The organism is Streptomyces sp. NBC_01298 (genome assembly GCF_035978755.1).
In the GTDB taxonomy this organism is placed as follows: Bacteria; Actinomycetota; Actinomycetes; order Streptomycetales; family Streptomycetaceae; genus Streptomyces.
In genome coordinates, this window is the sequence record NZ_CP108414.1 from 6,755,279 (window position 1) to 6,780,300 (window position 25,022).

Here is a 25,022-nt window from a genome sequence, read left to right on the forward strand (position 1 = left end):
TCGATGCCCGAAGAGGAACTCCACACGATCCGGATCCACCTCGATCGCATCCTCGCCGAACGCGGTATGACGCTCACCGAACTGTCCGCACAGGTGGGCATCACCGTCGTCAACCTGTCCGTGCTCAAGAACGGCCGGGCCAAGGCCATCCGGTTCTCCACCCTGTCCCGGATCTGCGACGTCCTGCAGTGCCAGCCGGGAGACCTGATCACCCACGACCCGGCCGAGTCGTAGGCCCGGCTCGTCTCAGTGGTCGATCGGCCGAGGAACCGGCGGCGCGCGCCACGTATTCTCGGTGACCATGAACACCAGGGACATCGACGAGAACGTCACCGCCGAGCTGGCCCGGCTCAGGGACAGCATCGACAACATCGACGCGGCCGTGGTCCACATGCTCGCCGAGCGGTTCAAGTGCACCCAGCAGGTCGGCCATCTCAAGGCCCGCCACCAGCTGCCCCCGGCCGACCCGGGCCGTGAGGCCCGCCAGATCGCCCGGCTGCGCCAACTCGCCGAGAACGCCAAACTCGACCCCGCCTTCGCCGAGAAGCTCCTCAACTTCATCATCGCTGAAGTAATTCGTCACCACGAGACGATCGCCGCCGGCGAGGGCGACGCCGACGCCGACGGCGAAAGCGACGGCGAAAGCGCGGGCGGAGCATAGGAACTGGGGCCCGGCGCCGCCATCCGGCAGCATGGGCCCCATGTCCGCACTTACGCGCAACGAAGCGCAGCTCCGAGCCCGGCTCATCGACGTCCAGCACTACGAGGTCGCCCTCGACCTCACCACCGGCGACGAGACCTTCGAGTCCCGCACCGTCATCAGGTTCGCCGCCCGAGCGGCCGGCGACACCTTCGTCGAGCTGAAGCCGGACGAACTGCGCTCCGCCGCCCTGGACGGACACCCCCTGGACCCGGCCGCCCTCAACGACGGCCGCCTCCCCCTCACCGGCCTCACCGAAGGCCCCCACGAACTCCGCATCGCCGCCCGCATGCGCTACTCCCGCACCGGCGAAGGCCTGCACCGCTTCACCGACCCCGCGGACGGGGAGACGTACGTCTACACCCAGATGTTCCTCGACGACGTCCAGCGCGTCTTCCCGGCCTTCGACCAGCCCGACCTCAAGGCCGTGTTCGAGTTCCACGTCACCGCCCCCGCGCACTGGACCGTGCTCGCCAACGGCGTCACCACCCGCATCGGCGAACGCCCCGGCGGCAGCGGCGACGGTTCCGGCGACGGCTTCGGGGATGGCTCCGGGGACGGCTCCGCCCCCGAAGCCGGCATCTGGACCTCCGCCCCCACCCCCGTCATCTCCACCTACCTCGCCGCCGTCGCCGCCGGCCCCTGGCACAGCGTCCGCACCGAACACGCCGGGCTCCCCTTCGGCATCCACTGCCGCCGCTCCCTCGCCCCCCACCTCGACGCCGACGCGCAGGAAATCCTCGGCCTCACCACCGCCTGCTACGACCGCTTCCACGAGAAGTTCAGCGAGCCCTACCCCTTCGACTCCTACGACCAGGCCTTCGTACCCGAGTTCAACGCCGGCGCCATGGAGAACCCGGGCCTGGTCACCTTCCGCGACGACTACGTCTTCCGCTCCGCCGTCACCGACTCCCAACGCCAGCGCCGCGCCGTCACCATCGCGCACGAGATGGCCCACATGTGGTTCGGCGACCTCGTCACCCTCAGCTGGTGGGACGACATCTGGCTGAACGAGTCCTTCGCCGAGTTCATGGGCTACCAGACCCTCATCGAAGCCACCCGCTTCACCGAGACCTGGACCGGCTTCGGCATGGAACGCAAGCCCTGGGGCTACGACGCCGACCAGCGCCCCTCCACCCACCCCGTCGCCCCCGACGCCGCCGCCGTCCCCGACACCGCCTCCGCCCTCCTCAACTTCGACGGCATCTCCTACGCCAAGGGCGCCTCCGCCCTGCGCCAACTCGTCGCCTGGCTCGGCGAGAAGGACTTCCTGGCCGGCATCAACACCCACTTCGCCCGCCACAAGTTCGCCAACGCCTCCCTCGCCGACTTCGTGGACTCCCTCGCCGCCCACACCGACCGCGACGTCCACACCTGGGCCGAGACCTGGCTGCGCACCACCGGAGTCGACACCCTCACCCCCCGGCTCGAAGAGAGCCACGGAGGCTGGACCCTCACCGTCGACCGCACCGGCAGCCGTCCCCACCACATCGCCGCCGGCCTCTACGACCGCGCCCCCGACGGGGTCCTCGAACCGCGCGAGGTCCTCGCCCTCGACGTCCCCTCCGACGAGATCCTCTCCGTCAGCGGCCCGCGCCCCGCCCTCCTCGTCCTCAACGACGGCGACCTCACCTACGCCAAGGTCCGCCTCGACGAAACCTCGCTGGAAACCGCCCTGCGCGGCATCTCCCGCATCCCCGACCCGCTCACCCGCGCCGTCGTCTGGAACTCCCTGCGCGACATGGTCCGAGACGGTGAACTCGCCGCCGCCGACTACCTGGCCACCGCCGAAGCCCACGTCCCGGAGGAAACCGACCTCGGGATCGTCCAAGGCGTCCTCTCCTTCACCCGCGCCCAGATCGCCGACCGCTACGTCACCCCGGACCGCCGCGCCGACGCCCTCGCCACCCTCACCTCCATCGCCCGCGACCTGCTGCGGCGCACCGAGGACGGCTCCGACCCCGGACTGCGGCTCGTCGCGGTCCGCACCCTCGTCGACAGCGCCACCCAGCCCGACACCATCGCCGGCTGGCTCGCCGACGGCACCGTCCCCGGCGGCCCCGAACTCGACCCCGAACTGCGCTGGCGCATCCTCGCCCGCCTCTCCGTCCTCGGCGCGGCCGGCGAAGCCGAGATCGACGAAGCCCTCGCCGCGGACCCCAGCGCCACCGGCCGGGAAGGCGCCGCCCACTGCCGGGCCGCCCTCCCGACGGCCGGGGCGAAGGCCGCCGCGTGGGAGCGCCTCTTCCGCGACGACTCCCTGTCCAACTACCTCTTCACCGCCACCGCCCAAGGCTTCTGGCAGCCCGAACAGGCCGATCTGGTACGGGACTACGTACCCCGCGCCTACTCCGAGGCCGTCACCCTCGCAGCCCGCCGCGGCCCCGCCATCGCCGACGCCGCCGGCCGCTGGGCCCTCCCGGGCCACGAGATCACCGAAGCCAACCTCCAGGCCGGCCAAGCCGCCCTGGCCGACCCCGACATCACCCCCGTCCTCCACCGCAAACTCGTGGACCACCTCGACGACCTCACCCGAGCCGCCCGAGCCCGCCACTAACCACAACCCCACCCACCCCCAACAGCCCCGGCCACCCGGCCCGACCCGTCACGGCCCTACTGAGCACCGGGCCCTACCGGCCGCGGGCCCATCCGGCCAGGCCTTACCCGGCACGACCGCTACCTGGCACCGGGCGTGGCCCTACCGGGCGCGGGCCTGTCCGGTCAGGCCTGGCGCCGGGCCTTACCCGGCACGGCCGCTACCTGTATCGGGCCCTGCCGGGCGGGGGCCTCCGGCCAGACCTGGCGCCGGGCCTTAGCCAGCACAGGCCTACCTGGCACCGGGGCGTACCCGGCACCGGCCTGCCCTGCCCGGCACCAGTGCTCCGCGCCGGCCTACCCGGCCGACAGGGGCTGGCGGCGGCCCCCGGGCCACCCGGCACCGGCCGAACCGGCCCTCACCCCGACAGCGGGTGAGGGCCGGTTCGGCCGGTCCACCCGGACGGGTCCGGGCTGGCTTGCCCCGCTTGGCCTCGGCCAGCCCAGCTCCGGCCCTGGCCCCGCCCGCCGGGGGTGGCGGGGGACTCCACCCCGAGCGGGCCACTCACACCGACCGGCGCTCGTCCGCCTGCCGGGAGGCCAGTCGGCGCCCCACCCGCACAAGCACCGACGAGCGGCGCAGCGTAGAAGCACCAGGTGCCCCGAGCCCAGCGATCCGAACGCCAGCGGATCCACCCCCTCCCCGACAGGAGGCGATGTCGGCTCCTCCCGGACCGTCCAAAAACACGTCCGTCACCACAAGGCCGAACGGTGCGACGAACAGCAGCGACCACACCCCGGCGCACCGCACGTGCGCGGTGTGGCTCACCACTCCATCCACACCAGCACCAGCACCAAGTGCATTACGGCCGAACACACTTCGAGCCGAGACCGGCCTCCTCGCTCCATAGCGCCCCCGTCACCCGGCCCCTCCGACGGCCAGTACCGGAACGACAGCGCCCGGCGACCGCGGACGGCTTGAAATCAACCACTCATAAACCCGGGCGGTTACCCCATTCGGGTCGGATCGTTGTACCCCCGGGTCCCCGACCCAGCGAGCGGCACCACCCGCCGCCGAACCGTTCCCGTGAGGACAACCGCATGACAGCGCCCCCCGGCACAGGCAGACGGCGCACCGCCCCGCTCGCCGGCGGACCCCACGGCCCCGACGCCCTGCAACCACTCCTCGCCACCGTCCTCGACGCCCTGCGCAGCGGAGCCCGCGCCCGCGGCGGACCGCTCCCGGCCGGCGGACCCGAGGCCGTCACCGCCCGCGTCACCGCCGCACTCGGCGAGATCCTCCCCGACCACGGACACGGCGACCACGAAGCCCTACGGACCCTCGTCCACACCCTCACCGCCGGCGCCGCCGACCCCGCCGAACCCCTGTGCGCAGCCCACCTGCACTGCCCGCCCCTCGCCGTCGCGGCCGCCGCCGACCTCGCCGCCAGCGCCCTCAACGCCTCCCTCGACTCCTGGGACCAGGCCCCCGCCGCCTCCGCCCTCGAATCCCTCCTCACCCGCACACTCGCCGCGGAGTTCCACGACACCCCCCACCCCGACGCCGTCCTCACCACCGGCGGCACCGAGGCCAACCACCTCGCGCTCCTCCTCGCCCGCGAACGCCACGGCCCCCGCCTCACCGTCCTGCACGGCGCCAACGCCCACCACTCCATCCCGCGCGCCGCCTGGCTCCTCGGCCTGCCCCCCGCCCGCAGCCTCCCCACCCCCACCGGCACCCTCACCCCCGCCACCCTCGCAGAGGCCCTCGCCACCACCACCGGCCCCGTCCTCGTGACCGCCACCGCCGGCACCACCGACGCCGGCCTGATCGACCCCCTCGACGCCCTCGCCGACCTCTGCGACCAGCACGGCGCCGACCTCCACATCGACGCCGCCTACGGCGGCCTCCTCCACCTCAGCCCCCGCCACCGCCCCAAACTCGCCGGCCTCCACCGTGCCCGCTCCATCACCCTCGACCTGCACAAACTCGGCTGGCAGCCCATCGCCGCCGGACTCCTCACCGTCCCCGACACCACCCTGCTCGCCCCCCTCGCCCACCAGGCCGACTACCTCAACGCCCCCGACGACACCCGAGCCGGGCTCCCCGACCTCCTCGGCCGCTCCCTGCGCACCACCCGCCGCGCAGACGCCCTCAAGATCGCCGCCACCCTGCGCTCCCTCGGACGAGACGGCCTCACCCACCTCATCGACCGCACCTGCGCCCGCGCCGACCAACTCGCCCGACTCCTCGAAGCACACCCCGCCTTCGAACTCCACGCGGCGCCCACCATCAGCACCGTCCTGTTCCGGCCCACCCACGCCGACGACACCGCACTGGCCACCCTGCGCCGCACCCTCCTCCAGGGCGGCACCGCCGTACTGGGCCGGGCCACCGCCGACGGCCGCCTCTGGCTCAAGGCCACCCTGCTCAACCCCCACACCACGGCGGGGGACCTGGACGCCCTCGTGAACCTCCTGGAAGGCAGCACCCACCGATGACCGCCCAGCTCGATGCACCCCACGACCTCGTCGGAATCGGCATCGGCCCCTTCAACCTCTCCCTCGCCGCCCTCGCCCACGGCCTGCCCCGACAAGGGGCCCCAGAACTCGCCACCGCCTTCTACGACCAGCGCCGCGACTTCCGCTGGCACCCCGGACTCCTCATCGACGGAGCCACCCTCCAAGTCCCCTTCCTCGCCGACCTCGTCACCCTCGCCGACCCCACCAGCCCCTGGTCGTTCCTCAGCTACCTGAAGCACAAGGAACGCCTCTTCCCCTTCTACTTCGCCGAGAGCTTCCACATCCAGCGCGCCGAATACGACGCCTACTGCCGCTGGGTCGCCGGACGCCTCCCCGGACTCCACTTCGGCCACCAGGTCGACGCCGTCCGCTGGAACCCCGAACGCGGCCTCTTCGAAGTCGACTTCACCCAAGTCGACGCCGAAGGAGAAGCCGAAGCCCTCGGCCGCACCTACACCCGCAACCTCGCCCTCGGCATCGGCACCGCCCCCTACATCCCCGAACCCCTGCGCCCCCTCGCCGAAGCCCCCACCGTCCCGGTGATCCACTCCTCCGAGTACCTCGACAACCGGCAGCGCATCCTCGGCGCCGAACACGTCACCGTCATCGGATCGGGCCAGTCCGGAGCCGAAGTCTTCCTCGACCTGCTCCGCTCCCGCCCCGCCGGCCGGGAACGCCTCACCTGGCTCGCCCGCACGCCCTCCTTCGCCCCCATGGAGTACTCCAAGCTCGGCCTGGAACACTTCACCCCCGACTACACCCGCTACTTCCACTCCCTCCCCGAACCGGTCCGCGACCGCCTCGTCCCCGCCCAATGGCAACTCCACAAGGGCATCGACGCCGCCACCATCGCCGCCATCCACGAGGAGCTCTACCGCCGCACCCTCGACGGAGGCTGGCCCGACGCCGTCCTCACCCCCGGAGTCAGCGTCCGCACCGCCGGCCGCGTCGCCACCACCAAGGTCGAACTCCACCTCGAACACGTGGACCAGGGCGCCCGCTCCCGCCTCACCACCGACGCCGTCGTCCTCGCGACCGGCTACCGCGAACGCCCCCTCGCCCGCCTCCTGGCCGGACTCGACCCCTACCTGCGCAAGGACTCCTCCGGCCGCCCCCGCATCGACGACCGCTACCGGATGATCACCGACCCGGCCGTCACCGGCAGCGTCTTCGTCCAGAACGGCGAACGCCACACCCACGGCGTCGGAGCCCCCGACCTCGGCCTCGCCGCCTGGCGCAGCGCCGCCATCCTGAACACCCTCACCGGCAAACAGCCCTACCCCCAGCCCGCCCGCACCGCCTTCACCACCTTCGGCCTCGAACAGCGGGAGCACACCCGCCCCCAACCCGCCGGCGAACTGCTCCCACTGGTCGAGCACCTGTAAGGAGAAACGTTTAGAGCACCATCGGCTAGAAGACAGGTGCCCCGGCTCGGGTCAGCCGCCAGTCCACGGACGCGAACTGCGCCGGGTCCACCGTCCCCTTCGCCTTCACCCACTGGATGATCGTGTTGCGTATTTCATCCGAGTTCGCCCACAGCTGCTTCGACTGCGGCACGTGCGGGAAGTTGCCACCACCCGAAGCCCGGTAGTTGTTCACCGCCAGCACGAACTGCGCCGCCGGATCCAACGGCTTCCCCTGGAACGACAGCCCCGAGATCCGCGAACCCACCGGCTCGGACACGTCGATGTCGTACGTCAGCCCGTACACCGCGTCGTAGTTGTAGTCCGGCGTACCCTCCGCGTTCGTCAGCTTCGCCGGATCCACCACCTCACCCGGAGCCGTCCGCACGTAGTACTTCGCCGAATACTCCAGATAGTCCTTGACCTGGGCGCCCGTCAGCAGCCGCGCCTCCAGCGTGTTCTCGAACGGATACAGACCCGCCGCGTCCTTGATCGTCACCTGCCCGGCCGGAATCGCCGCCGTCCGCGAGAAGCACGAAGCCTGCGACAGCACCGGCAGCGCACCCCACTCCGTACCCGCCAGCGCGCCCTTCACCGTCTCCGCCTGCACGTGGTTGATCAGATCGATGATCGCCACGTCCTTGACCGGACCGTCCGCCGAGGACATCGCCTGCGTCGACGTACCGATCACCTGGTTCACGTACGCCACGACCTTGCGGTGCTCGTCCGACAGCAGACCCACGATCTTCGGGTCCTCCGCCGCCGTATTCGAATTCAGCACCCGGGCCGCCACCTTCGACACCGACCAACAGCCCTTCGCCCACGTCAGCTCGAAGTCGAACAGCGTCAGCCGCTGCCCCCACTTCAACGGCTCGGACAACACCACGTCCTTGCCCGTCGCCTTGTTCCGCACCCGGTACTCCGGGATCTCCGTGTGCGCGTGCCCCACCAGGATCGCGTCGATCCCCGGCACCTGCTCCGCCACCAGACCCGCCGCGTTCTCGACGTACGGCAACTGGTCCCCGTAGCTCGACGTACCGCTCGAACCCGAATGCGCCGACACGATCACCACGTCCGCACCCAGCGACCGCAGCCGCGGCACGTACTTCGCCGCCTGCTCCTCAAGACCCGGGAACGTCATCTTCCCCTGCACGTTCGCCTTGTCCCAGATCGCGATCCCCGGATTCGTCAGACCCAGCACCGCCACCCTCACATCCCGCCCGCACGGCGTCCGCAGCCGGTGCATGCTGTACGGCGCGAACGCCGGCCGCAACGTCTTCGCATCCAGCGCGTTCGCCCCCAACAACGGGAAATCGCACTGCTCCTCGAACTTCCGCAGCACCGGAATTCCGTAATTGAACTCGTGGTTCCCCAGCGCCGCCGCGTCATAACCGATCGCGTTCATCGCCTGCGCCATCGGGTGCACCGGACCACGCCGCGCCGTGATCGGATCCACCTTCGCGTAGTAGTACGAAAGCTGCGTCCCCTGAATGGTGTCCCCGGCATCGATCAGCAGCGTGTTGCGCCGCCCCTTCTCCGCCCGCACCTGGTTCACCAACGTCGAGATCTTCGCCAGACCGATGTCGTTGTGCGCCTTGTCGTCGAACTCCTTGTCCGTGAAGTAGTCCCAGTTGAAAACGTTCCCGTGCAGGTCCGTCGTCCCCATCACCGTGAACGCGTACGTCCTCGCCCCCGCCGCCGAAGCGGCGCCGGCCACCGGTTCAGCCGCGGCCGCCGGGGAGCTCGTGGCCCCCGCCAACGCCACAGCCGCACCCGTCGCAGCCGAAGTGCCCAAAAATGTCCTACGGTCGAACGCCATGCCATCTCCCCTTGTGAGGTGCGTGTGCACAGACAGGCAACGCGCGTAGATTCTGACCCAGCAGTAACAAGCCGCAACACCCCCGGCAGGTTTCGATCCGATGACCACCCCCGTACGAGCAGCAGTGCGACAGTGAATCCATGACCCAGGACGCATCGCACCAGCCCTACGGAACCCCCGAAGTCCCCCGCGTCGCAGTCCGCGGCGAAGCCACCCTCGAAGTCGACCCCGAGATCGCCCGCATCGGCATCACCGTCAGCGCCCGCGGCACCGACCGGCGCACCGCCCTCGAAGACCTCACCCGCCGCAACAACGCCGTCCTCGACCTCGTCAAGAGCTACGGCGACCCCGTCGAAAAACTCGAAACCGGCGCCTTCTCCATCACCCCCGAACTCACCCGCCACGGCCGCGGCGAACGCATCCGCGCCTACCACGGACGCGTTCACCTCACCGCCGAACTCAACGACTTCACCACCCTCGGCGAACTCACCACCCGCCTCGCCGACCTCGAACTCACCCAAGTCGACGGACCCTGGTGGGCCCTACGCCCCACCTCACCCGCCCACGGGGAAGCCCGCCGCCAAGCCGTACTCGAAGCCGTCCAACGCGCCCGCGAATACGCCGCCGCCCTCGGAGCCCAACTCGCCGCCCTCGTCGAACTCGCCGACCTCGGAGCCGAGAACGCCCCCACCCCCTTCCAGGCCGCCGGCGGCGCCATGCGCACCATGGCCTTCAGCGCCGCCGAAGACGCGGGCGCCCCCGCCCTCGACCTCGAACCCCAGCGCCAGACCGTCTACGCGCAGGTGAACGCACGCTTCACGATGACCCCTCCCCAGCTCTGAAAAACCGAACATTCGGCGCCCCGGGGGTGCTCATCAGAGCACCCCCATGCACATTCAACAATTGTCAACAAGCTTTTGCTCAAAGGTTGTTGAGTGGACACCCGGAACCAATTTCCTACTCCCTGGTAGGGGCATACGCTCGCCTCATGCGCCGAGCGAAAATCGTATGTACCCTGGGCCCCGCCACCGACTCATACGACCAGATCAAAGCCCTGGTCGAAGCCGGAATGGACATCGCCCGCTTCAACCTCAGCCACGGCACCTACGCCGAACACGAGGACCGCTACCAGCGCGTCCGCAAGGCTGCCGACGAAACCGGCCGCAGCGTCGGCATCCTCGCGGACCTTCAAGGCCCGAAGATCCGCCTGGGCCGCTTCGCCGAAGGTCCCGTACTCCTTGAACGCGGCGACGAGTTCACCATCACCGTCGAAGACCACGAAGGCGACCGCCACACCTGCGGCACCACCTACAAGGGCCTCGCCGGAGACGTCACCACCGGCGAACGCATCCTCGTAGACGACGGCCGCGTCACCCTCGAAGTCACCGCCGTCGACGGACCCCGCGTCCACACCCGCGTCATCGAAGGCGGCATGGTCTCCGACAACAAGGGACTCAACCTCCCCGGCGTCGCAGTCTCCGTACCCGCCCTCTCCGAAAAGGACATCGACGACCTCCGCTGGGCCCTGCGCATCGGCGCGGACATCATCGCCCTCTCCTTCGTCCGCAGCGGCAGCGACATCGAAGACGTCCACCGCATCATGGACGAAGAAGGCCGACGCCTCCCCGTCATCGCCAAGGTCGAAAAGCCCCAGGCGGTCGAGAACATCGACGACATCGTCGCCGCCTTCGACGGCATCATGGTCGCCCGCGGAGACCTCGGCGTCGAAATGCCCCTGGAACAAGTCCCCATCGTCCAAAAGCGCGCCGTCAAGCTCGCCAAGCGCAACGCCAAGCCCGTCATCGTCGCCACCCAAATGCTCGACTCGATGATCGACAACTCCCGGCCCACCCGCGCCGAAGCCTCCGACGTCGCCAACGCCATCATCGACGGCACCGACGCCGTCATGCTCTCCGGCGAAACCAGCGTCGGCAAATACGCCATCGAGACCGTCCGCACCATGTCCCGCATCGTCGAAGCCGCCGAAGAAGACATCCTCGCCAAGGGCCTCCCCCCGCTCACCGACCGCAACAAGCCCCGCACCCAAGGCGGAGCGGTCGCCCGCGCCGCCGCCGAAATGGGCGACTTCCTCGGCGCCAAGTTCCTCGTCGCCTTCACCCAGAGCGGAGACACCGTCCGCCGGCTCTCCCGCTACCGCTCACCCATCCCCCTCCTCGCCTTCACCCCCGACCCCGCCACCCGCTCCCAGCTCAACCTCACCTGGGGCGTCGAAACCTTCCTCGGCCCCCACGTCGACTCCACCGACGCCATGGTCGCCCAGGTCGAAGAAGAGCTCCTGCGCATCGGCCGCTGCGTACCCGGCGACGTCGTCGTCATCACCGCCGGCTCACCCCCCGGCGTCAGCGGATCCACCAACCTGGTCCGCATCCACCACATCGGCGACGCAGTCCGCTGACGCCGCCCGCAGGCAACTGCAGCGACTACAGCACCTCACGTATAAGACGCACCGCGTCGGGCAACACCAAACGGCTCTCACCCGTACTCGGGAAGTGCCCGCCCGACGCGGTCACCCGCGCCTCCGCGCCCAGCTCCCGCACGAACCGCAGCACATGCTCACCCGTCGCCTCCCCGGTCACCGGGTCATCCGCCGCGTGCAGCACACGGAACTCCCGCGCAGCCCTACGGATCCGCTGCCAGTCGAACTCCGGCGAGAAGAACGGCGCCAACGCGCCATACCCCACCTCACCGGACATCGACGCCACGAACACCACCCCCGCGAACGCCCCCTCGGCCTCCGTGTCGTGCTCCTGCAGCAGCCGCAGCACATTCGCCCCGCCCAGACTGTGACCCACCAGCACCGTCTCACCGGCCGGCGCACACGCGGTCTCCTCGCGCAGCTCCTTCAGCCACACATCCGCCTCCGGAGCGAACGGCTCGGGGAAGTTCGGAATCCGCACCTCATGCCCCTCGGCGGCGAACTCCTCACCCGTCGCCGTGTACCAGTGCTCCCCGGCACTCATCCCGTACCCGTGCGCGATCACGATCGTGCCCATGGCTCCGCCCCTGTCTCGGTCGGTCGATCCATCAATCAAAACGCGACGCCGCGTTTCGATAAAACGCTAGGGCTATCGTGAAGCCGTGTCAATCACTCCTTCGAGCAACTCTTCGAGCGCCCCGCCCCGCACCGGCGGCCGCCTCCGCAACGAAGACGCCCACCACTCCGTCCTCGAAGCCACCGCCGCACTCCTCGTCGAGAACGGCTACGGCGCCCTCACCATCGAAGGCGTCGCCAAGCGCGCCAACGTCGCGAAGAGCACCGTCTACCGCTGGTGGAAGTCCAAGCCCGCCCTCGTCATGGACGCCTACGCCCACGAAACCGCCGCCCGCGTCCCCGAACGCGACACCGGCACCCTCGCCGGCGACCTCACCGCCTTCGTCGCCGACCTCTACCGCATCGGCCGCGACCCCGTCCGCGCCAAAGCCCTCACCGGCCTCATGGCCGAAGCCCAGCTCGACCCCGCCTTCGCCGAACCCTTCCGCGCCTGGGTCGCCACCCGCCGGGATGTCGTCGCCACCCTCCTGACCCGGGCGGTCGCCCGCGAGGAACTCCCCGCCGCCACCGACCTCGACCACGCCACCGACCTGGTCTTCGGCCCGTTCTGGTACCGCCTCCTCGTCGCCCACGCCCCCCTCGACCCGGCCGACGCGAAAGCCCACGTGGCGACGGTCCTCCACGGCCTCGGCGGGGGCACCAAGACCCCTTGACCTCAAGCTGACTTGAGGTCATAGCCTCCCGGCATAACGACGATCAAGGCGTACTCACAGGATCAGCTGGCAGTCCAGCCCATCGGCTACTGGGCCCGCGAGGCCGCCAACCTGGCGATAGGCGGCCTCCGCGCCGCCCCTCGCCGAGGAAAACCTCACCCAGCCCCACTGGTGGACCCTCAACCACGTGGCGACGGCCCCAGCTCACTGGAAGCGGGCGGCCCTGACGGAGAAGCTCACCGCGTACGACGACCAGGACACCGACTTCGACGCGGTCTACGACGACCTGGCGGCGCGGGGCTGGCTCACGGAGGCGTACGGGGTATTGACCCTTACGGAGCAGGGTCAGGCCGGCCGGGTCCGTGCGCACGACCGCAACGCGAAGGTGCACGCACGCATGCGGGAGGGTGTGGACGATGCCGCCTACGCGGCGACCATCGACGGCCTGCGCCGCATGGTCGCCAACCTTGGCGGCAGCGGCGACCTGCCGGGCTAGTACTTCGGCCCGATGTGGGCGTCCATCAGCGCGACGGATTCCTTGCGGGCGATGGACACGTTGAAGGGGTCGCAGCCCCGGGCCAGGATCGTCCACCGGACGCCGACCTTGGCGAGGGTGTCCGTGCAGAGCTTTCGGATGTCGTCGGACTTGTTCGTGAAGAAGTACCGGGGGTACTCGTAGCGCTTGCCGTTCCGGACGGTCCAGTTGGTGACCCGGCACCTGGTTGAACGGGAACACGCGCCGTATCGCCGCCTCCGCAGCGTCCATGAGGCCCGGCCACTTGTCGTCGCAGGTGATCCTCAGGCTCGGTACGCGGTGGCTCGTGGGCTGGCTTATGTGGCCGTCGCCGAGATAGAGGCCGAGCAGGTAGGCGTAGGAGGCCGTTTCGGTGAGGGGTGGGCAGGGGTTGATCTGATGTTGGCGGGCAGAGGATCCACCCGGACCCGCCAGGAGCGGATGGAGGCTCGGGAGACGCCGGTTTCCTTGCTGACCGAGCTCATGCTGCGGCCGTCGTCGAGCAGCTTCAGGGCGTGGAGGCGTGTAGCCATGTCGTACATGCGATCGACGCTGGCAGGGGCAATTTGCTCACCCTGCGCATTTTCGTCACGCTTCGCTGAAACGAGTGAAGGTCACGCGATTGCCGCGTGACCTTGGAAAAGAAGGAAAAGTGCCCCAGGTCGGACTCGAACCGACACTGTATGGGTTTTGAATCCATTGCCTGCTGCCAATTGGGCTACTGGGGCCCAGTGAATCGAAGGTTATCCCCGACCCGCTGCGTGTCCACCATACCGTAGCTAGGTAGGCTCGGGGGAGCTTGATATGCCCCGCAAAGAGGAGCCCTTCGTGACCGCCGAGCACGAGTCGACGCCCACGCCCGACGCCGACCAGTCGCACGTTCCGCCGCTGACGACGCGCGTCGTCATCGCCGAGGACGAGGCGCTCATCCGTCTCGACCTCAAGGAGATGCTTGAGGAAGAGGGCTACGCCGTCGTCGGTGAGGCCGGAGACGGTCAGACCGCCGTCGAGCTGGCCCGGGAGCACCGTCCCGACCTGGTCATTCTTGATGTGAAGATGCCCGTACTGGATGGCATCTCCGCCGCCGAGAAGATCGCGGAGGAGTCCATCGCCCCCGTGCTGATGCTCACCGCGTTCTCGCAGCGCGACCTCGTCGAGCGGGCGCGCGACGCCGGGGCGATGGCGTACCTCGTGAAGCCCTTCAGCAAGAGCGACGTCGTCCCCGCCATCGAGATGGCCGTGTCGCGCTTCGCCGAGCTCCGCGCGCTGGAGAAGGAGGTCGCCGACCTTTCTCTCCGCCTGGAGACGCGCAAGCTCGTGGACCGCGCCAAGAGCATCCTGCAGACGCAGTACGGGCTCTCCGAGCCGGCCGCCTTCCGGTGGATCCAGAAGACCTCCATGGACCGCCGGATGTCCATGCAGCAGGTCGCCGAGGCCGTCATCGAGGACGCCGAGGAGAAGAAGGCCGCCGCCGGCAAGGGCGAGTAGGACCCCAGAGCAGCAATGAGTGAGGCCCGCCTCCGGATCCTGGATCCGGAGGCGGGCCTCACTCGTACACGAAGGGGACTGCTCAGTCCTCGCCGAGGTACGCCTTGCGGACGTCCTCGTTGACCAGGAGCTCGCGGCCCGGGCCCGACAGGACGACCTTGCCGATCTCCATCACGTGGCCCTGGTCGGCCAGGGAGAGCGCCGCCTGGGCGTTCTGCTCGACCAGGAGGATGGTCGTGCCCTGGGACTTCAGCTCGGAGATGGTCGCCATGATCTTCTGCATCATGATCGGCGAGAGGCCCATGGAGGGCTCGTCGAGCATGAGCAGCTTCGGGCGGGACATGAGCGCGCGGCCCATTGCGAGCATCTGCTGCTCGCCGCCCGAGAGGGTGCCGGCGGCCTGCTTGCGGCGCTCTCCCAGGATCGGGAAGAGGTCGTAGGCGCGCTGGACGTCCTTCTGGATGCCGTCCTTGTCCTTGCGGAGGAAGGCGCCCAGGAGGAGGTTGTCCTCGATGGTCATGCGCGGGAAGATGTGCCGCCCCTCGGGGGAGTGGGCGAGTCCGAGCGCGACGATGTCGTGCGCGGGGATCTTCTTGAGGGACTTGCCCTGGAACTTGATCTGGCCGCCGCGCGGTTTGATCAGGCCCGAGAGGGTGCGCAGGGTCGTCGTCTTGCCGGCGCCGTTGGTGCCGATGAGGGTGACGATCTGGCCGGCGTCGACGCTGAACGAGATGCCCTTGACGGCTTCGATCTTGCCGTAGGCGACGCGGAGGTCCTCGACCTCGAGGAGTGCGGTCACCGGTCTTCTCCGTCCGTGCTGGTCGCGCTGGTCGTGCCGTCCGTCGCTTCGCCGTCCGTCGCTTCGCCGTGTGCCGCCTCGCTGTGGGCTTCGGCTGCTTCGACTTCGGCGAGTTCTTCGGCGCCGGGGGCGCCTTCGAAGGGTTCGCCGAGGTAGGCGGCGATGACGCGCTCGTCGCCCTGGACCTCGGCGGCGGTGCCCTCGATGAGCTTTTCGCCCTGGACGAGGCAGGCGACGCGGTCGCAGAGGTTGAAGATGAAGCGCATGTCGTGCTCGATGACGAGGACGGCGATGCCCTGGTCCCGGATGGCGAAGATGAGTTCTTCGGTGGTCCGGGTCTCCTGCGGGTTCATGCCGGCGGTGGGCTCGTCCAGGAGGATGAGGCCGGGGTCGCTGGCCAGCGCGCGGGCGATTTCGAGCTTGCGCTGTTCGCCGTAGGGGAGGTTGCGGGCGAGGTGTTCGGCCTTGTCCTGGAGGCCGATGAACTCGAGGAGTTCCATGGCCCGCTTGCGGCTCGCCGCTTCTTCCCGGCTGAAGTTGGGGAGGCGCAGGAGGGAGGACCAGAGGCCGACCTTGGTGCGGGTGTGGCGGCCGACGAGGACGTTTTCCAGGACCGTCATGTTGTTGAAGAGACGGATGTTCTGGAAGGTGCGGGCGATGCCGGCCGCGGTGACCTTGTACGACTTGGGGGGCAGGACCGTGCCCTTGTACCGGACTTCTCCCTCGGTGGGGATGTAGAGGCCGGTGAGGCAGTTGAAGAAGGTGGTCTTGCCGGCGCCGTTGGGGCCGATGAGGCCGACGATTTCGCCGCTGCGCACGGTGAGGTCGACGTTCTTGACGGCGGTGAGGCCGCCGAAGCGCATCGTGACGCCTCGTGCGTCGAGGACGGTCTCCGCCGTGGTGGCGGGGGTTTCGGTGGTGGTGGTCGTCATGGGTCAGACCCCTGCCTTGCCGAGGACCGTGGGCGCTTCCATGTCCTTGTGGAGTTCGAGCTGGTTGCGCTTGTTGGGGATGAGACCTTCGGGGCGCAGGCGCATCAGGATGATGAGGGCGACGCCGAAGGCGAGGAGCTGGTACTCGCCCAGGAACTGGAGCTTGTTGGGGAGCAGGAAGAGCAGTGATCCGCCGACGAGGGGGCCGGAGATGGTTCCCATGCCGCCGAGGACGACCGCGGCGAGCAGGAAGGCGGAGTTCGGGGGTACGGCGTTGGCGAAGACGTACTGGTCCGGGGTGACGGTGTAGTTCACGTGGGCCTGTACGGCGCCTGCGAGTCCGGCGAGGGTGGCGCCGAGGGCGAAGGCGATGAGCTTGACGCGGAAGCCGTTGATGCCCATGGCTTCGGCGGCGGTCTCGTCTTCGCGGATGGCGACCCAGGCGCGGCCGATGCGGGATTCGGAGCTTCGTCGGAAGACCATGACCACGATGAGGGTGATCAGGAGCATCAGGAAGAAGTAGTTGGCGAAGCGCCCGATGGTGAAGCCGGCGACGGTGTGGGTGGCGCCGAAGTCGAATCCGAAGAGGTCGACGTTGGGGATGTTGGCGATGCCGTTGGGCCCGTTGGTGATGTCGGGGCCGGAGACGCCGTCGAGGTTGTTCATGGAGATGCGGAAGATCTCACCGAAGCCGAGCGTCACGATGGCGAGGTAGTCGCCGCGCAGTCGCAGGGTGGGTGCGCCGATGAGGACGCCGAAGACCATGGAGGCGGCGGCGCCGATGAGGATGGCGGCCCAGAAGGGGAGCTGCACTCCGAAGGGGGAGTTGGGGGAGCCGGAGACCAGGGCCGCGGTGTAGGCGCCGACGCCGAGGAAGGCGACGTAGCCGAGGTCGAGGAGGCCGGTGAGGCCGACGACGATGTTCAGGCCGAGTGCGACGGTGGCGAAGATGAGGATGTTGACGCCGAGGGTCGCGTACTGGTCGTCGGACTGGGTGAAGGGGAAGGCTGCCGCGGCTGCGAAGGCGCCGACGAGGGCGACGTTGCGGTGGCGGGTGGTGAGGGTGGTGATGCGGGCCATGAGGCCGGCCTTGTTGAAGGCGGCGAACCCGAAGGCGGCGGTGATCAGGAAGCCGATGAAGAGTTCCTGGTACGGGGTGGTGATGCCGTACGTGAAGACGCCGAGGCCGACGGCGAGGACGCCGGCGATGATCAGGATCTCGGTCCAGGCGGGGAGCGCGCGGGCGGGCTTGGCCGGGCCGGAGGTGAAGGCGGCCTTGGCGGAGGTGACCTTGTTGCGCGCGTTGTGCTTGAACTGTTCCAAGCTGCTGTCGTCGGGGTCGGGTCCTTCGAGGACGGGGCGTTCGAAGGGGAGCGCGAGGGCGCCGACGAGGGCGAGCAGGGTGACGAAGGCGGCGACGCCGGCCCCGGGTTCGAGGTCGACGATGACGCCGTTGAGGTTGACGATCGAGAAGACCGTGTACCAGGTGGTGACGAACGCGGCGAGGGCCGAGAGCTTGATTGCGGCGTCGGCGCCCGCGGGGGTGAGCCAGCTCAGGCCCTTGATCCCGTAGGAGGAGAGGCCGAAGAGGGCGGTGAGGAGGCCGCCGACGAGGACGAGCCACTGGAGTCCGCCGGGGTATCCGACGACGGTGAGGTCGCCGGGGAAGTCGGTGGTCCAGGTCCAGGGGAGGAAGCAGGAGGCGACGGTGAGGGCGCCGCCCGCGGTCGCGAGGGCGCGGCCGGTCTTTTCCGGGAGGGGGATGAACCCCTTGGCCTTGGTGGGCTCTGCGTTCATGGTCGTGGTGTCCGTGGTGGTGGTCGTCATGGTCATCACGCCCTGTCCGCGACGCGCTCGCCCAGCAGGCCTTGTGGCCTGAAGAGGAGGACGAGGATGAGGAGGACGAACGCCCAGGTGTTGCCCCAGGTCTGTCCGCCGAGCTGTTCGAAGCCGGGGATGTCGGCGACGTAGGCGGTGGTGAGCGTCTCGGCGAGGCCGAGGACGAGGCCGCCGATCATGGCGCCGTAGATGTTGCCGATGCCGCCGAGGACTGCCGCGGTGAAGGCCTTGAGGCCGAGCAGGAAGCCCATCTTGAAGTTGACTTCGCCGTACTTGAGGCCGTAGGCGACGGCTCCGACCGCGGCGAAGGCGGCGCCGAGGGCGAACGCGACCGTGATGATGCGGTCGGTGTTGATGCCCATGAGCTTGGCGGTGTCGGGGTCCTGCGAGGTGGCCTGCATGCCGCGGCCGGTGCGGGTCTTCTTGACGAAGAAGCCGAGGATGGCCATGGAGATGGGTGCGGCGAGCAGGAGGAAGACGTCACCGGTCTGGATGGTGATGCTTCCGAGGTGGAAGGGGCCGCCGGGGATCTCGGGGAAGACGACCTTCGACTTGGCTCCCGGGTACCAGGCCCATACGGCCTGCTGGAGTGCCAGGGAGAGGCCGATGGCGGTGATGAGCGGGGCGAGGCGGGGAGCGCTGCGCAGGGGGCGGTAGGCGAATCGTTCGGCACCGACGGCGATGAGGGTGGCGACGATGATCGCGCCTATGAGCATGAGCGGCAGGGCGATCCACATCGTGGTGCCCCCGGGGAGCATGGTCCAGACGGTGAGGGCCCCGAATCCGCCGGTCATGAAGATCTCGCCATGCGCGAAGTTGATGAGCTGGACGATGCCATAGACCATCGTGTAGCCGATGGCGACGAGCCCGTACATGGATCCCAGTAGCAGGCCGTTGACCAGCTGTTGCGGCAGTTCGTGCACCGCAGGTCCTCCGAGTCTTTCGACGGATGTGACTCCGCGCGGGGCGCTTTTTGTGCGCGCCCCGCGCGGCAGGTTGGTGGTACTCCCGTGGCCGGCCGTTCGAGCGGACTACCGGCTACGGGTGGGGTGGGTGCCCGGTGAGGGTCAGCCGCCGAGGGTGCCCGACTCGACGGACTTCCACTCGGTGCCCTCGACCTTGTAGACGGTGAGCTGCTTGTTGGTGGCGTCACCGAACTCGTCGAAGGAGACCTTGCCGGTCACGCCGTCGAAGGACACGCCCTGGACTGCGGCGAGGACCTTGGCGCGGGCGTCGGCGGGGAGCTTGCCGTTGTTGCCGTCGACCGTGGCCTTGACGGCCTCGATGATCGCCCAGGCGGAGTCGTAGGAGTAGCCGCCGTACGCGGCGAAGGGCTCCTTGTATCCGGCCTTGGTGTAGTTGGCGACGAAGTCCTTGGCGGACGGCAGGCTCTCGACCGGGGCGCCGACCGAGGTGGCGAGGTCGCCCGCGGCGCCGGCGCCGGCGAGCTCGACGTACTTCTTGTCGTAGATGCCGTCACCGCCGACGAGCGGGATGTTGGCGCCGGAGGCCTTGATCTGCTTGGAGAGCGGGCCGGCCGCGGGGTACTCGCCGCCGTAGTAGACGACGTCGGCGCCGGAGCTCTTGACCTGGGTCACGATCGCGCCGAAGTCGGTGCTCTCCGGGTCGATGTGGCCTTCGCCGGCGATCTTGCCGCCGAGCTTGGTGAACTCGCCCTTGAAGGTGCCCGCGAGGCCGGCGCCGTACGTCTTCTTGTCATCGATGATGAAGACGTTCTTCTTGCCGGCCTTGTTGAAGAGGTACTGCGCCGCGAACGGGCCCTGGATGGCGTCCGTGGTGGCGGTGCGGAAGTAGCTCTTGTAGGTGCGGACCTTCTCGCCGGTCGCCCACTTCGGTCCCTGGGTGAGGGAGGGGCTGGTGTTGGCGGGGGAGATCTGGACGAGCTTGGCGTCGTCGAAGACCTTCTGCATGGACTCCGAGACGGAGGAGTTCAGGGGGCCGACGACGCCGAGGACGTCCTTGTCGGCGGTGAGCTTGGTGGCGTTCTGCTGGCCGGAGGAGGCCTGCGCCTGGTCGTCGAGGGCCTGGATCTTGAAGGTGACGCCCTTGACGTACTTCTTCTCGTTGGCCTGCTTGGCGGCGAGGTCCGCGGAGTTCTTGATGCCGAGGCCGAGGGCCGAGAGGTCACCGGTCAGCGGGGCGTCGACGCCGATGACGACCGTGACGTCGCCGCTGGCGGCGTCGTTGGCCTTGTCTCCGCGCGATCCACAGGCGGTGAGGGTGAGGGCGCCCGCGGCGAGCGCGGCGGTCACGGCAATGAGAGAACGCTGACGCACGATCAGTCCTTTCCTGGCACTGCGTCCCCCGTGGGACGCACCGTGTCGAACGCGGGGAACCGAACTGAAGGAAATCCGGTGGTCGCGGTGACTGGCCGTGACTCTAAGCGGGTCTTGGGACGTTATGGAGGGCTGAGGCCAATGATGTGACTCTCTTGTTATGCCACGGCGTAATACATAGCGGATCTCTGCGGGTGGAAAGGGGGAAATCCGGCCGGTTCGTCTTGTCCGTATGGTGAGACGGGTGAGGACCGTCAGGTGGTTTGAGTACTGTCGCGCCAGGACTCTGGGGCCTTTTGGTCATGACGGCGGAGGGGTGCTCCCGTCTCGATCTTCGGGACACGCCCTGGTCAGGGCGGTGGAGAGATCCCTCGCATAACGGTCACCGGGGATGTAGCTGTGATCCTCTTTCTCAAACCCATTACTTAGGGTTACTTCGAGGAAAGGGAGTCCGGAATTCCGTGCCACATGCACGCAGTCTGTGACGCGAATCCGTACGGCGAGGTCACGGGCCTCGCCCGGGTCGAGCGTGGCCGGAAGTGGTGGCCGGACCTCGATCGTCAGCGCCCGCGAGGACTGCGTCAGCCGCTCCAGGGTGACGGCCGGACCGGCCGAGGCGCGCACACGCACGGTGAACGCGAAGGCCGTGCCGGAGCGGTCCTGCGAGGGCTCCTGCGAAGGCCCCTGTGCGGGCTCCTGCGCGGGCTCCTCGTCGTCCGGGCCGAGGTAGACGAGGGAGAACAGCTGCGAGGGCGCCGGCGGCCTGTACGGGGCGAGGCGCGGCCGGTGCGCGTACAGCGCGGCCCCGCCGGCGATGACGGCGGACGCGCAGGTCACCGCCCCGAGGGCCAGGACGGCCCGCCGGTGGCCCTCGTAGGCCTCGCGGACCCGCCGGACGGCCGGGGGCGTACGAGGGCCGGGGCGCGGGCCCCGGGGGTCGCTGGGGTCGCCGTGTCCGCCCTGCTCGTCGGCGCCGTCGGCCCCGTCGGGCTCGTCGTGGCCGTCGGCGCCGTCGAGGGGCCGGGTGCCCTCTCCGGGCTCGATCGGGCCGATGCCGCCGCTCACTGCCAGGGTCCGCCCGTCGGGGTGCCCGAGCGGTAGCGGTCCGCGCAGCGGCGCTCCGCCTCCCGGGCGGTGAGCTCGCGCGCGGCGGCCGGGCCCCTGGCGTCCCGCTCGGCGCGGGCGTCGGCGAGGACGGCGCGCAGGATGTCGTTCTGGCCGCCGGACAGGCCCATGGACTGGTAGTCGAGGCGGACGGCGTCCTTGCCCTCGCCCGCGTCCAGGATCACGCCCGCCCAGTGCGTGATCAGGCGGGTGCAGACGTCCTGGGGCGCCGGTGGTGCGGAGGTGGCGGGGGGAGCGGCCGCGGGATCGCCGCCCGCGCAGCCGAGCGGTGCGGCGGCCAGCAGCGCCGTCGTCGCCACCGCGGCCAAGGCGCGCCGCGGCGCCGGTCCGGATCCCATGCGGGGAACGCTAGACCGGCGCCGCTACGAGGGCAACGGCTAGTTGTTGCCAGGCTGTTGCGGGTTCACGTCGCGCAGCAGGCAGGTCAGGCGGGCGGTGCAGACCCGGCGGTCCTGTTCGTCCGTGATGACCACCTCGTAGGTGGCGGTGGAGCGGCCGCGGTGCACGGGGGTCGCGACCCCGGTGACCAGGCCGGAGCGGGCGCCGCGGTGGTGGGTGCAGTTCAGGTCGACGCCGACGGCGACCTTGGTGATGCCGCCGTGCATCATCGCGCCGACCGAGCCGAGGGTCTCGGCGAGCACGGCGGAGGCCCCGCCGTGGAGGAGGCCGTAGGGCTGGGTGTTGCCCTCGACGGGCATGGTGGCGACGACGCGCTCGGCGGAGGCTTCGAGGATGCGGATGTCCATCCGCTTGCCGAGGTCGCCCGCCGAGAACAGCGCGGGCAGGTCGATGCCCAGGGCCGTGTACTCGTCGAGGACCTCCTGCGGGAACTTCACCGCGTGCTGCTGCTCGCCCATGGGACGACTCCGTTCGTCAACGCTCGTTAACCTGCTTGTCCTGAGGTCGTTCTATCAGGAGGGCTCGAAGCGCACGACGACGGACTTGCTCGCGGGGGTATTGCTGATGTCCGCGGTGGAGTCGAGGGGCACCAGCACGTTGGTCTCGGGGTAGTAGGCGGCGGCGCAGCCGCGGGCGGTCGGGTAGTGCACGACGCGGAAGCCGGGGGCGCGCCGCTCCACGCCGTCGCGCCACTCGCCGACGAGGTCGGTGTACGAGCCGTCGGCGAGGCCGAGCTCGGCGGCGTCCTCGGGGTTGACCATGACGACGCGGCGGCCGCCGGTGATCCCGCGGTAGCGGTCGTCGAGGCCGTAGATGGTGGTGTTGTACTGGTCGTGGCTGCGCAGGGTCTGCAGGAGCAGGCGTCCCGGCGGGAGGTGCGGGTACTCCACGGGCGCGGCGGTGAAGTTCGCCTTGCCGGTCTTGGTGGGGAAGCGGCGTTCGTCGCGCGGGGCGTGCGGGAGCTGGAAGCCGCCGGGGCGGGCGACGCGGGCGTTGAAGTCCTCGAAGCCGGGAACGACGCGGGAGATCCGGTCGCGGATGGCCGCGTAGTCCCGCTCGAACTCCTCCCACGGGGTCTTGGAGGCCGCCCCGAGGACGGCGCGGGCCATGCGGGCCACGATCGCGGGCTCGGAGAGCAGGTGCGGGGAGGCGGGGGCGAGGTTGCCGCGGGAGGAGTGGACCATGCCCATGGAGTCCTCGACGGTCACGAACTGCGCTGTGCCCTTCTTGCCGGGAGCGGAGGCCTGGACGTCCTTGTCGGTGCGGCCGAGGGTGGGCAGGATCAGGGCGCGCCGGCCGGTGACGGCGTGGGAGCGGTTGAGCTTGGTGGAGACGTGCACGGTCAGGGAGGCGCGGCGGATCGCGGCCTCGGTGACCTCGGTGTCGGGGGTGGCGCCGACGAAGTTGCCGCCCATGGCGAAGAGCACCTTGGCCTCGCCGTCGCGCAGGGCCTGGATGGAGCGGACCACGTCGAAGCCGTGCTCGCGGGGCGAGGTGATGCCGAATTCCTTGTCGAGGGCGTCGAGGAACGCCGGCGCGGGGCGCTCGAAGATCCCCATGGTGCGGTCGCCCTGGACGTTGGAGTGGCCGCGGACGGGGCAGACGCCGGCGCCGGGGCGGCCGATGTTGCCGCGCAGCAGCAGCAGGTTGACGACCTCGCGGATGGTGGCGACGGAGTGCTTGTGCTGGGTGAGGCCCATGGCCCAGCACACGATGGTGCGCTCCGAGGCCAGGATCATGGCCAGGGCGCGCTCGATGTCGGGGCGGGTCAGGCCGGTGGCGGTGAGGGTCTCGTCCCAGCCGGTGTCCTTGGCGGCGGCCGCGAACTCCTCGTAGCCGTGGGTGTGCTCGCTGATGAACCGCTCGTCGGTGGCGCCGCCCGCCTCGATGACCAGCTTGTTGAGCAGGCGGAAGAGGGCCTGGTCGCCGCCGATGCGGATCTGGAGGAACAGGTCGTTGAGGGCGGTGCCCTTGAGCATGCCCACGGGGGTCTGCGGGTTCTTGAAGCGCTCCATGCCGGCCTCGGGCAGCGGATTCACCGAGATGATCTTCGCGCCGGCGGACTTGGCCTTCTCCAGGGCGGAGAGCATGCGCGGGTGGTTGGTGCCCGGGTTCTGCCCCGCGACGATGATCAGGTCGGCCTGGTGGAGGTCTTCGAGGGAGACGCTGCCCTTGCCGATGCCGATCGTCTCGTTCAGCGCGGAGCCCGAGGACTCGTGGCACATGTTCGAGCAGTCGGGGAGGTTGTTGGTGCCGAACTCGCGGACGAACAGCTGGAAGAGGAACGCCGCTTCGTTGCTGGTGCGGCCCGAGGTGTAGAAGAGGGCCTCGTCGGGGGAGTCCAGGGCGCGCAGTTCCTCCGCGATGATCTCGAAGGCCCGCTCCCAGCTGACCGGCTCGTAGCGGTCGCCCCCCTCGGGGAGGGCCCCTCTTTCCAGAAGCATCGGCTGGGTGATCCGGCCCTGCTGGCCCAGCCAGTAGCCGGAGCGGCCGGCGAGGTCGGCCAGGGGGTGCTCGGCGAAGAACGCGGGGGTGACCCGGCGCAGGGTGGCCTCCTCCGCGACGGCCTTGGCGCCGTTCTCGCAGAACTCGGCGGCGTGCCGCTTGTCGCCTTCGGGCCAGGCGCAGCCGGGGCAGTCGAAGCCGTTCTTCTGGTTGACCTTGAGGAGGGTGCGGGCGCTACGGGCCAGGCCCATCTGCTCCTGGGCGACCCTCAGCGTGTGCCCGAGCGCGGGCAGGCCGGCGGCCGCGTGCTTGGGGGGCGTCACCTTGGGTGCGTCCTGTACGGGATCCCCTGCGGGCGGCTTGGTGGCCATGGCGCTCCCCTTCGAGCGTGCGTGCGAATGCAGCACATAGTGCCGCATCTCCGATCCTTGCACGGCCCCCGGGCGTACGGGAGGGCGGTACGGAGCGTCCGGAGTCC

At 69.7% G+C, this 25,022-nt stretch carries 21 protein-coding genes, 1 tRNA gene and 1 pseudogene; 10 read left to right on the top strand and 13 right to left on the bottom strand.

Annotated features, from left to right (window positions below; genetic code table 11):
* The first annotated feature begins 3 nt into the window (after window positions 1–3).
* The 5 genes from OG730_RS30715 (at window position 4) to OG730_RS30735 (ending at window position 7,143) form a co-directional block, all read left to right on the top strand.
* Window positions 4–234 (top strand): helix-turn-helix domain-containing protein, encoded by a 231-nt coding sequence (locus tag OG730_RS30715; RefSeq protein ID WP_327309490.1) that lies wholly within the window; start codon window positions 4–6, stop codon window positions 232–234.
* Window positions 235–301: 67 nt separating this feature from the next.
* A complete protein-coding gene (locus OG730_RS30720; RefSeq protein WP_327307277.1) occupies window positions 302–661 on the top strand; it encodes a chorismate mutase in 360 nt (119 codons plus the stop codon).
* A gap of 40 nt (window positions 662–701) precedes the next feature.
* Entirely contained in the window at window positions 702–3,257 is a 2,556-nt protein-coding gene (gene pepN / locus OG730_RS30725; protein ID WP_327307278.1) for an aminopeptidase N, read from the top strand.
* Window positions 3,258–4,336: 1,079 nt separating this feature from the next.
* The gene (locus tag OG730_RS30730; protein WP_327307279.1) at window positions 4,337–5,737 is read left to right on the top strand and encodes a pyridoxal phosphate-dependent decarboxylase family protein; all 1,401 of its coding nucleotides are present in this window, start codon (window positions 4,337–4,339) and stop codon (window positions 5,735–5,737) included.
* Window positions 5,734–7,143: a lysine N(6)-hydroxylase/L-ornithine N(5)-oxygenase family protein gene (locus OG730_RS30735; RefSeq protein WP_327307280.1), complete on the top strand. Its 1,410-nt coding sequence runs from the start codon at window positions 5,734–5,736 to the stop codon at window positions 7,141–7,143. The genes OG730_RS30730 and OG730_RS30735 overlap by 4 nt, the downstream gene beginning before the upstream one ends.
* 25 nt (window positions 7,144–7,168) lie before the next feature.
* Here the strand turns inward: OG730_RS30735 and OG730_RS30740 are convergent, their stop codons facing one another.
* Window positions 7,169–8,980 (bottom strand): bifunctional metallophosphatase/5'-nucleotidase, encoded by a 1,812-nt coding sequence (locus OG730_RS30740; protein ID WP_327307281.1) that lies wholly within the window; start codon window positions 8,978–8,980, stop codon window positions 7,169–7,171.
* 140 nt (window positions 8,981–9,120) lie between these two features.
* On the opposite strand from OG730_RS30740, the gene OG730_RS30745 reads away from it, so the two are divergent.
* Both OG730_RS30745 and pyk read left to right on the top strand, forming a co-directional pair.
* Window positions 9,121–9,822 (top strand): SIMPL domain-containing protein, encoded by a 702-nt coding sequence (locus OG730_RS30745; protein WP_327307282.1) that lies wholly within the window; start codon window positions 9,121–9,123, stop codon window positions 9,820–9,822.
* 146 nt (window positions 9,823–9,968) lie between these two features.
* The gene (pyk, locus tag OG730_RS30750; RefSeq protein ID WP_327307283.1) at window positions 9,969–11,396 is read left to right on the top strand and encodes a pyruvate kinase; all 1,428 of its coding nucleotides are present in this window, start codon (window positions 9,969–9,971) and stop codon (window positions 11,394–11,396) included.
* 25 nt (window positions 11,397–11,421) lie between these two features.
* On the opposite strand, the gene OG730_RS30755 is transcribed toward pyk, so the two are convergent.
* Entirely contained in the window at window positions 11,422–11,994 is a 573-nt protein-coding gene (locus OG730_RS30755; RefSeq protein ID WP_327307284.1) for an RBBP9/YdeN family alpha/beta hydrolase, read from the bottom strand.
* A gap of 85 nt (window positions 11,995–12,079) precedes the next feature.
* Here OG730_RS30755 and OG730_RS30760 point away from each other — a divergent pair, with 85 nt between their 5' ends.
* Together OG730_RS30760 and OG730_RS30765 are read left to right on the top strand one after the other, a co-directional pair.
* Window positions 12,080–12,706: a TetR/AcrR family transcriptional regulator gene (locus tag OG730_RS30760; protein ID WP_327307285.1), complete on the top strand. Its 627-nt coding sequence runs from the start codon at window positions 12,080–12,082 to the stop codon at window positions 12,704–12,706.
* Between the two features lie 187 nt (window positions 12,707–12,893).
* Entirely contained in the window at window positions 12,894–13,202 is a 309-nt protein-coding gene (locus tag OG730_RS30765) for a hypothetical protein (protein ID WP_327307286.1), read from the top strand.
* On the opposite strand, the pseudogene OG730_RS30770 reads toward OG730_RS30765, so the two are convergent.
* Window positions 13,199–13,762 (bottom strand): annotated as a pseudogene (locus OG730_RS30770) (transcriptional regulator). The gene OG730_RS30765 and the pseudogene OG730_RS30770 sit on opposite strands and share 4 nt — an antisense overlap.
* A gap of 111 nt (window positions 13,763–13,873) precedes the next feature.
* Window positions 13,874–13,948 (bottom strand) — tRNA-Leu (locus tag OG730_RS30780).
* 76 nt (window positions 13,949–14,024) lie between these two features.
* Between OG730_RS30780 and OG730_RS30785 the strand changes: the two genes are divergently transcribed.
* Window positions 14,025–14,708, top strand: a complete 684-nt coding sequence (locus tag OG730_RS30785) for an ANTAR domain-containing response regulator (protein WP_327307288.1) — start codon at window positions 14,025–14,027, stop codon at window positions 14,706–14,708.
* Between the two features lie 82 nt (window positions 14,709–14,790).
* Here OG730_RS30785 and OG730_RS30790 read toward each other — a convergent pair whose 3' ends face one another.
* From OG730_RS30790 to OG730_RS30830, 9 genes are all read right to left on the bottom strand, one after another.
* Complete coding sequence (locus tag OG730_RS30790) at window positions 14,791–15,507, bottom strand: ABC transporter ATP-binding protein (RefSeq protein ID WP_327252185.1); 717 nt, start codon at window positions 15,505–15,507, stop codon at window positions 14,791–14,793.
* On the bottom strand, window positions 15,504–16,439 hold the full coding sequence (locus tag OG730_RS30795; RefSeq protein ID WP_327307289.1) for an ABC transporter ATP-binding protein: 936 nt from the start codon (window positions 16,437–16,439) through the stop codon (window positions 15,504–15,506). The genes OG730_RS30790 and OG730_RS30795 overlap by 4 nt, the downstream gene beginning before the upstream one ends.
* A gap of 3 nt (window positions 16,440–16,442) precedes the next feature.
* On the bottom strand, window positions 16,443–18,266 hold the full coding sequence (locus OG730_RS30800) for a branched-chain amino acid ABC transporter permease (protein ID WP_442815058.1): 1,824 nt from the start codon (window positions 18,264–18,266) through the stop codon (window positions 16,443–16,445).
* 5 nt (window positions 18,267–18,271) lie between these two features.
* Entirely contained in the window at window positions 18,272–19,201 is a 930-nt protein-coding gene (locus OG730_RS30805) for a branched-chain amino acid ABC transporter permease (protein WP_327307290.1), read from the bottom strand.
* A gap of 144 nt (window positions 19,202–19,345) precedes the next feature.
* Window positions 19,346–20,575 carry a branched-chain amino acid ABC transporter substrate-binding protein gene (locus tag OG730_RS30810; RefSeq protein ID WP_327307291.1) on the bottom strand — a complete coding sequence of 410 codons (1,230 nt, stop codon included), beginning with the start codon at window positions 20,573–20,575 and terminating at the stop codon, window positions 19,346–19,348.
* A 300-nt stretch (window positions 20,576–20,875) separates the two neighbouring features.
* Window positions 20,876–21,640, bottom strand: coding sequence for a Tat pathway signal sequence domain protein (locus tag OG730_RS30815; RefSeq protein WP_327307292.1), 765 nt, complete (start codon window positions 21,638–21,640; stop codon window positions 20,876–20,878).
* On the bottom strand, window positions 21,637–22,038 hold the full coding sequence (locus OG730_RS30820; protein ID WP_327307293.1) for a hypothetical protein: 402 nt from the start codon (window positions 22,036–22,038) through the stop codon (window positions 21,637–21,639). Before OG730_RS30820 ends, OG730_RS30815 begins: the two co-directional genes overlap by 4 nt.
* 39 nt (window positions 22,039–22,077) lie before the next feature.
* Window positions 22,078–22,557, bottom strand: a complete 480-nt coding sequence (locus tag OG730_RS30825; RefSeq protein WP_327307294.1) for a PaaI family thioesterase — start codon at window positions 22,555–22,557, stop codon at window positions 22,078–22,080.
* Window positions 22,558–22,611: 54 nt separating this feature from the next.
* Window positions 22,612–24,915, bottom strand: a complete 2,304-nt coding sequence (locus OG730_RS30830) for an FdhF/YdeP family oxidoreductase (RefSeq protein WP_327307295.1) — start codon at window positions 24,913–24,915, stop codon at window positions 22,612–22,614.
* Between the last annotated feature and the right edge of the window lie 107 nt (window positions 24,916–25,022).

Excerpts from the sequence above, each read along its gene's own strand:
- OG730_RS30740 (WP_327307281.1), bottom strand. The coding sequence starts at position 8,980 with ATGGCGTTCGACCGTAGGACATTTTTGGGCACTTCGGCTGCGACGGGT.
- OG730_RS30785 (WP_327307288.1), top strand. The coding sequence starts at position 14,025 with ATGCCCCGCAAAGAGGAGCCCTTCGTGACCGCCGAGCACGAGTCGACG.
- pyk (WP_327307283.1), top strand. The coding sequence starts at position 9,969 with ATGCGCCGAGCGAAAATCGTATGTACCCTGGGCCCCGCCACCGACTCA.
- OG730_RS30730 (WP_327307279.1), top strand. The coding sequence starts at position 4,337 with ATGACAGCGCCCCCCGGCACAGGCAGACGGCGCACCGCCCCGCTCGCC.
- OG730_RS30720 (WP_327307277.1), top strand. The coding sequence starts at position 302 with ATGAACACCAGGGACATCGACGAGAACGTCACCGCCGAGCTGGCCCGG.
- pepN (WP_327307278.1), top strand. The coding sequence starts at position 702 with ATGTCCGCACTTACGCGCAACGAAGCGCAGCTCCGAGCCCGGCTCATC.
- OG730_RS30715 (WP_327309490.1), top strand. The coding sequence starts at position 4 with ATGCCCGAAGAGGAACTCCACACGATCCGGATCCACCTCGATCGCATC.
- OG730_RS30795 (WP_327307289.1), bottom strand. The coding sequence starts at position 16,439 with ATGACGACCACCACCACCGAAACCCCCGCCACCACGGCGGAGACCGTC.
- OG730_RS30735 (WP_327307280.1), top strand. The coding sequence starts at position 5,734 with ATGACCGCCCAGCTCGATGCACCCCACGACCTCGTCGGAATCGGCATC.
- OG730_RS30800 (WP_442815058.1), bottom strand. The coding sequence starts at position 18,266 with ATGACGACCACCACCACGGACACCACGACCATGAACGCAGAGCCCACC.
- OG730_RS30745 (WP_327307282.1), top strand. The coding sequence starts at position 9,121 with ATGACCCAGGACGCATCGCACCAGCCCTACGGAACCCCCGAAGTCCCC.
- OG730_RS30825 (WP_327307294.1), bottom strand. The coding sequence starts at position 22,557 with ATGGGCGAGCAGCAGCACGCGGTGAAGTTCCCGCAGGAGGTCCTCGAC.
- OG730_RS30755 (WP_327307284.1), bottom strand. The coding sequence starts at position 11,994 with ATGGGCACGATCGTGATCGCGCACGGGTACGGGATGAGTGCCGGGGAG.
- OG730_RS30830 (WP_327307295.1), bottom strand. The coding sequence starts at position 24,915 with ATGGCCACCAAGCCGCCCGCAGGGGATCCCGTACAGGACGCACCCAAG.
- OG730_RS30820 (WP_327307293.1), bottom strand. The coding sequence starts at position 22,038 with ATGGGATCCGGACCGGCGCCGCGGCGCGCCTTGGCCGCGGTGGCGACG.